Origin of the sequence: Massilia glaciei, from assembly GCF_003011895.2 — a bacterium.
Lineage (GTDB): Bacteria > Pseudomonadota > Gammaproteobacteria > Burkholderiales > Burkholderiaceae_D > Telluria_A > Telluria_A glaciei.
The window spans coordinates 1-4775 of the sequence record NZ_PXWF02000137.1 but is presented as its reverse complement, the minus strand read 5'-3'; the positions used below and the strand labels follow the sequence as shown (position 1 = coordinate 4775).

Annotated in this window: 3 protein-coding genes and 1 pseudogene; 2 read left to right on the top strand and 2 right to left on the bottom strand. The window is 72.0% G+C overall.

Annotated features, from left to right (window positions below):
• Window positions 1-181: pseudogene (locus C7C56_RS09820) on the bottom strand (hypothetical protein); the annotation flags it as partial.
• Between the two features lie 123 nt (window positions 182-304).
• Window positions 305-1186 (bottom strand): YXWGXW repeat-containing protein, encoded by an 882-nt coding sequence (locus C7C56_RS29730; RefSeq protein ID WP_229458518.1) that lies wholly within the window; start codon window positions 1184-1186, stop codon window positions 305-307.
• Between the two features lie 387 nt (window positions 1187-1573).
• On the opposite strand from C7C56_RS29730, the gene C7C56_RS09805 reads away from it, so the two are divergent.
• Window positions 1574-3763: a coiled-coil domain-containing protein gene (locus tag C7C56_RS09805; protein WP_106757249.1), complete on the top strand. Its 2190-nt coding sequence runs from the start codon at window positions 1574-1576 to the stop codon at window positions 3761-3763.
• Window positions 3764-3794: 31 nt separating this feature from the next.
• Window positions 3795-4775: serine/threonine-protein kinase (locus C7C56_RS09800; protein ID WP_146204385.1), on the top strand; the 981-nt coding region annotated here is incomplete at its 3' end.

Genomic DNA, 4775 nt, shown 5'->3' with positions numbered 1-4775 from the left:
CGGCCGCCTGCGCGGCGGCGCGCGCGGCGAGCAGGGCATCGAGTCCGGCGCCGCCGGCGCTGTTGCCGAGCACCTGGCGCAGCGCCTGTTCGGGGGAGACGCCGGTGGCGGCGGCCAGGCGCCGGCCGGCCGCCCGCTCGGCGTTGAAGGACAGCGCAAGCAATTTCGATAGTTCGTTCATCGCGCCAGCATAAGCCAAACGGCGCGCGAACAGAAGCGCAAACAGGCATGCGAACGAAGCGCGCAAACAAAAAAAGGCGCCATCACGAATCATCCCGTGGTGGCGCCTTCCATTCATGCCTGTTTAACGGCGGTTGCGGTCGTCCGGATAGCGATCACGCTCGTTGCGGACGCCGTCGCCGTCGCGGTCGGAGTCGTTCCGGTTGCGCACGCCGTCGTTGTCGCGGTCGCGGTCGTAGGCGTCGGGCACGCCGTCACGGTCGTTGTCGCGGCGCTCCAGGCGCTCGGGCACGCCGTCGCGGTCGGCGCCACCCTCGAGGCGGTCCGGCACGCCGTCGCGGTCGCGGTCGGCGCCACCCTCGAAGCGGTCGGGCACCCCGTCGCGGTCGCGGTCGCCCCGGCGTTCGAGGCGGTCCGGCACGCCGTCGCGGTCACGGTCGCGGCCATCGCGTGAGGACCAGCGTGATTGCTCCATATACCATTGGCCGTCGCGCTGGACCCAGGTCGGCTGCGTGTAGCTGTAGCCCCGGCGTTCGCGCAGGTACTGGCCGCGCACCCACTTATGGCGGTTGTTGCGCCATTCCCAGTGGCCCGGGGTCCAGATGAAGCCGTTGCGGGCGCGCGGCACACGCTCGTAGCGCGGGGGCGGTGGCGAGATCCGCACGCCGCCGTTGGCGAGCGCCGAGGCCAGCGCCATCTGCTGCCAGCCACCTTGCTGCAGGCGGTAGCCGTTGTTGTCGCGGACCCATGCGGCGCGCTGGTAGCGGTAGCCGCGGCGTTCGGTTTCCCAGCGGCCGGCGGTCCAGACGTGGCGGTTGTTGACCCAGTTCCAGTAGCCAGGCGCCCAGACGTGGCCGTTGCGCGCGGCCGGCACGCTTTCGTAGCGGGCCGCCGGTGGCGCGTTGGTGACGATGATGTTGAAGCCCGATTGGGCCATGGCCTGCGTTGGCAGATAGGCTGCCGCGGCGAGGGTGATCAGCGATGCGATGGTGAGTGTGCGTTTCATTTTTTGCGTATCCTGGTTAAGGCGTACGGTGCAATGTAGCAACGCAATTGCGCGCTCGGGAGAAATGATTCATGTGCTTACAATTGAAATATTCTTATTACGCACGAGTTCGCTACCGCACAGACCCGGGGCCATTCGGTGCCGCCGTTTAACCGGTGTCCGCGGGGCCGTCGAGGGGGGCTATGGCCCGCCGCCGGCGGCGCTGGACGCGGCGCGCGCGCGCACGCCACGGCCGCCCCTGCGGGCGACTTCGGCGCGCCTCCAGCGCCGGAATAGAAGGGTAAACAGCGGCTTCAAGCGGGTCTGGCCGGCGCTCCTTGTGTGGCATCATTTTGACCGGAAGGCGGGTCCGCCCGACGCCCCGATTGCTTTGACAAGGAGTGGGAAATGTTCCAGATGTTCGGTTTTGGCGGCGCCGGCTGCCCGCGCTGCGCGCACCAAAACGCCGACGCGGCGGGCTACTGCGCCGCCTGCGGCATGACGCTGGGCGCGCCGCGCAACGCCCCCGCGCTCAGCGACAACCGCTGGATCCCCGGCCCCAACGAGCTGGCAGTGTTCTTCGGCGTGCGCGCCTTGTCCGGCCTGTTCGGCAAGACGCTGCACGTGCCCGCCACCACGCGCGCGTTCGTGCTGCAGGGCGACAAGGCGAGCGAGGTGCCGCGGGGCGACTACGAGATCGAGGGCTTCTTCGCAAGCCTGGGCAATCTGCGGCGCGACCAGCGCGGCGAGATCCTGGTCACGCGCAGCACGCCGATGGCGGTCGAGTTCGCGTTCGAGGCGCTGCACAGCGCCGAACACCTGGCCGTCGACGCGCGTTTCAGCGTCGGCATCGCGATCGACGATGTGCCGCTGTTCGCGCGCCACTTCATGACCATGCCCGGCACCGTGACCGACGTCCACCTGCGCGAGCTGATCGCGCCGTCGGTGCGCCAGCTGGCCACCGAATTCGTCGCCGCCCAGTCGCTGCGCGACATGGCCGGCAACGCCAACCTGCGGGCCGAACTCGACGAACGGCTGCACGGCGGGCTCAAACTGCGGCTGGCGCAGTTCGGGCTGGCCGTGGCGCGGGTCGACACGCTCGCGCTGCGGCACGACAAATTCGACGCCAACCGCAAAAGCGTCGGCACGCTGTGGCTGGCCGTCGACGGGGGCCACGTCGCGCTCGAACACGCCAAGCAGCTCGACGTGCTGTACAACGAGCAGGAGTGGCAGGCCATCTGGCGCCAGGAACAGGAGACGCGCCAGCAGTTGCGCCGCGAGGAGCTGCGCCACGACGCCAGCGGCGAGCGCGCCGAACTAAGGCTGGCCAGCGCCGAGCGGTTGCAGGCGGTGCGCCTGCGCGAGATCGATTTGTACGGCCGGATCGCGGCCGCCGATTCGCGCAAGCAGGCGCTCGCGCGCGGCGCCGGCGAGCTGCTGGCCGAACTCGAACACGCGCTGGCCGAGAAAAACGCCGTGCGCGGCGACGAGGCGGGCGAATGGACCCATCTGCGCGCGCTGGCGCAGGTCAAGATGCGCAGCGCGCTCGAGATCGAGCAGCAGGCGGCGCTCGAGGCGCGCCAGCTGGCGCAGCAGCGCTTCGCGCACCAGTTGCTGCAGCAGCAGATCGAAAACAAGATCACCCAGGCGCTGGGGATCGAGGACGAGGCCCGCAAGCGCGCCCAGTTGCAGCTGCTGCACCAGAGCCGGGAGGCGGCCGCGCGCAACCTGCTCGCGCTGGAGCAGGAACGGCACCGGGCCGCATGGCAGGCGCTGTCGCTGGCCAACGGCGCGCGGCAGCGCGGCGCCGAGCGGGTCCAGGAATGGGAGGACCAGGTGGCGCTCGCGCGCCAGCGCGACCTGGTGCGCGCCGGCGGCAAGGCCGACGCCCTGGGCCAGCACGAAAAACTGCTGCGCACCATCGAGGCCGACAGCGCGCTCGCGCGCCAGCGGCAGCAGGTCGCGCTCGAGGGCGAGCAGCAGCGCAACGCCATGCGGATCGAGGCGCAGGAGGCCCGCTGGCAGCAGGAGCTGCGCCGGCTCGAGCACGAGCGCGGGGAGCGCTTCGCCCAGCTCGCGCACGCGGCCGAACTGGCGCGCCTGGAGCTGGCGCGCATGGAGCGCCTCGGCGCCATGAGCGACACGGCCAAGCTCGCGCTGGCGGCGGCGCCGAACGCGGCGCAACTGGCCGACTACCTGAAAGCCGGCATCCACGCCGGCATGAGCGCCGAGCAGTTGGCGGCGCTGTCGGGCGTGGTGGCGGCCGCCAACGGCGTCACGCCGGCCGCCGCCGCGCTCATGGCCGAACAAAGGGCGCTGCGGGAGGGCGCCCGGCGCGACGCCGAACTCGACAAGGACCGGCGCCACCAGCGCGAGCTCATGGCGCTGCAAAACGATGTCAACAAGGCGGCGCTGGCGGCCCAGGCGCAGCTGGGCATGGGCGTGGCGCAGGGCGCGGCGCCGGCCTGCGCGCAGCAGGCGCCGGCCCGTTTGTGCGCCGGCCATGCGGCCGGCGCGGCCGAGCGATTCTGCGCCAACGGCCACGCGGCCGGCGCGGCCGACCGTTTCTGCGCGCGTTGCGGCGCCGCGCTGGCCTAGGCCGCCGCCGCGCGCGCGACACCAGGCACCAATGCATACGGCCCGGGACAAACTGCGCGAGCTGCGCGCCCTGCACGAGGACGGCCTGCTGAACCTGCACGAGTTCGAGCGCCGCAAAAACGCCATCCTCGACGCCGCGTACGCGCCGCCGGCCGGCGCATGGGCGGCGCCGGCCAACCGCGGCACCGAGCTCGGGCTCATGGCCGGCCAGGAGATCGGGCCGCAGAACCGGCGCTACCGGCTCGAGCGGCTGATCGCCGAGGGCGGCATGGGGCAGGTGTGGCAGGCGCTCGACCTGGCCACCCAGGCCGAACTGGGACACAGCGCCACCGTGGCGCTCAAGATCCTGCCGCCGCGACTGACCCGCAGCGCCATCCACGCCAGGCTGCTGGTCGAGGAGGCGACCCAGGCGCGCCGGCTCGCGCACGAGCACATCGTGCGGGTCTACGAGTGGGCCCTGGATCCGGCCACGGCGAGCTATTTCCTGATCATGGAGTGCCTCGAAGGCGAGGACCTCGAGAGCCTGCTCGCGCGCAGCGGCCCGTTGTCGCTGGCGCGGATCTGCCAGCTGCTCGCGCCGGTCGGCGAGGCGCTCGGCTATGCCTGGGACAAGCACCGGCTGGTGCACCGCGACATCAAGCCGGGCAATGTGTTCCTGACCAGGGCGGGCGAGGTCAAGCTGCTCGACTTCGGCATCGCCGCGCGCGCGCGCGGCGGCGCGGACGCGGCGGGGCTCGAGGCGCCCGCCAGTTCCGGCACCGCCGGCTACCGCGCGCCCGAGGCGCTCGCGCCCGGGCGGCAGCCGCTCCCGGCGCTCGACGTGTACGCGGTGGCCGTCATGGTCTACCTGATGGCAGACGGACAAATGCCGTTCGCGGGCGAGCGCGCGGCCGGATGGGCGCCGCAGCGGCCGGCGGCGCTGACGGCGCCCCAGTGGGAGGCGCTGCAACTGGGCTTCAGCCTCGAGCCCGCGGCGCGCCCGGCCAGCGTCGGCGCGCTGCTGGCATCGCTG

Coding starts and splice junctions, on each gene's coding strand:
- C7C56_RS29730 (WP_229458518.1), bottom strand. CDS start 1,186: ATGAAACGCACACTCACCATCGCATCGCTGATCACCCTCGCCGCGGCA.
- C7C56_RS09805 (WP_106757249.1), top strand. CDS start 1,574: ATGTTCCAGATGTTCGGTTTTGGCGGCGCCGGCTGCCCGCGCTGCGCG.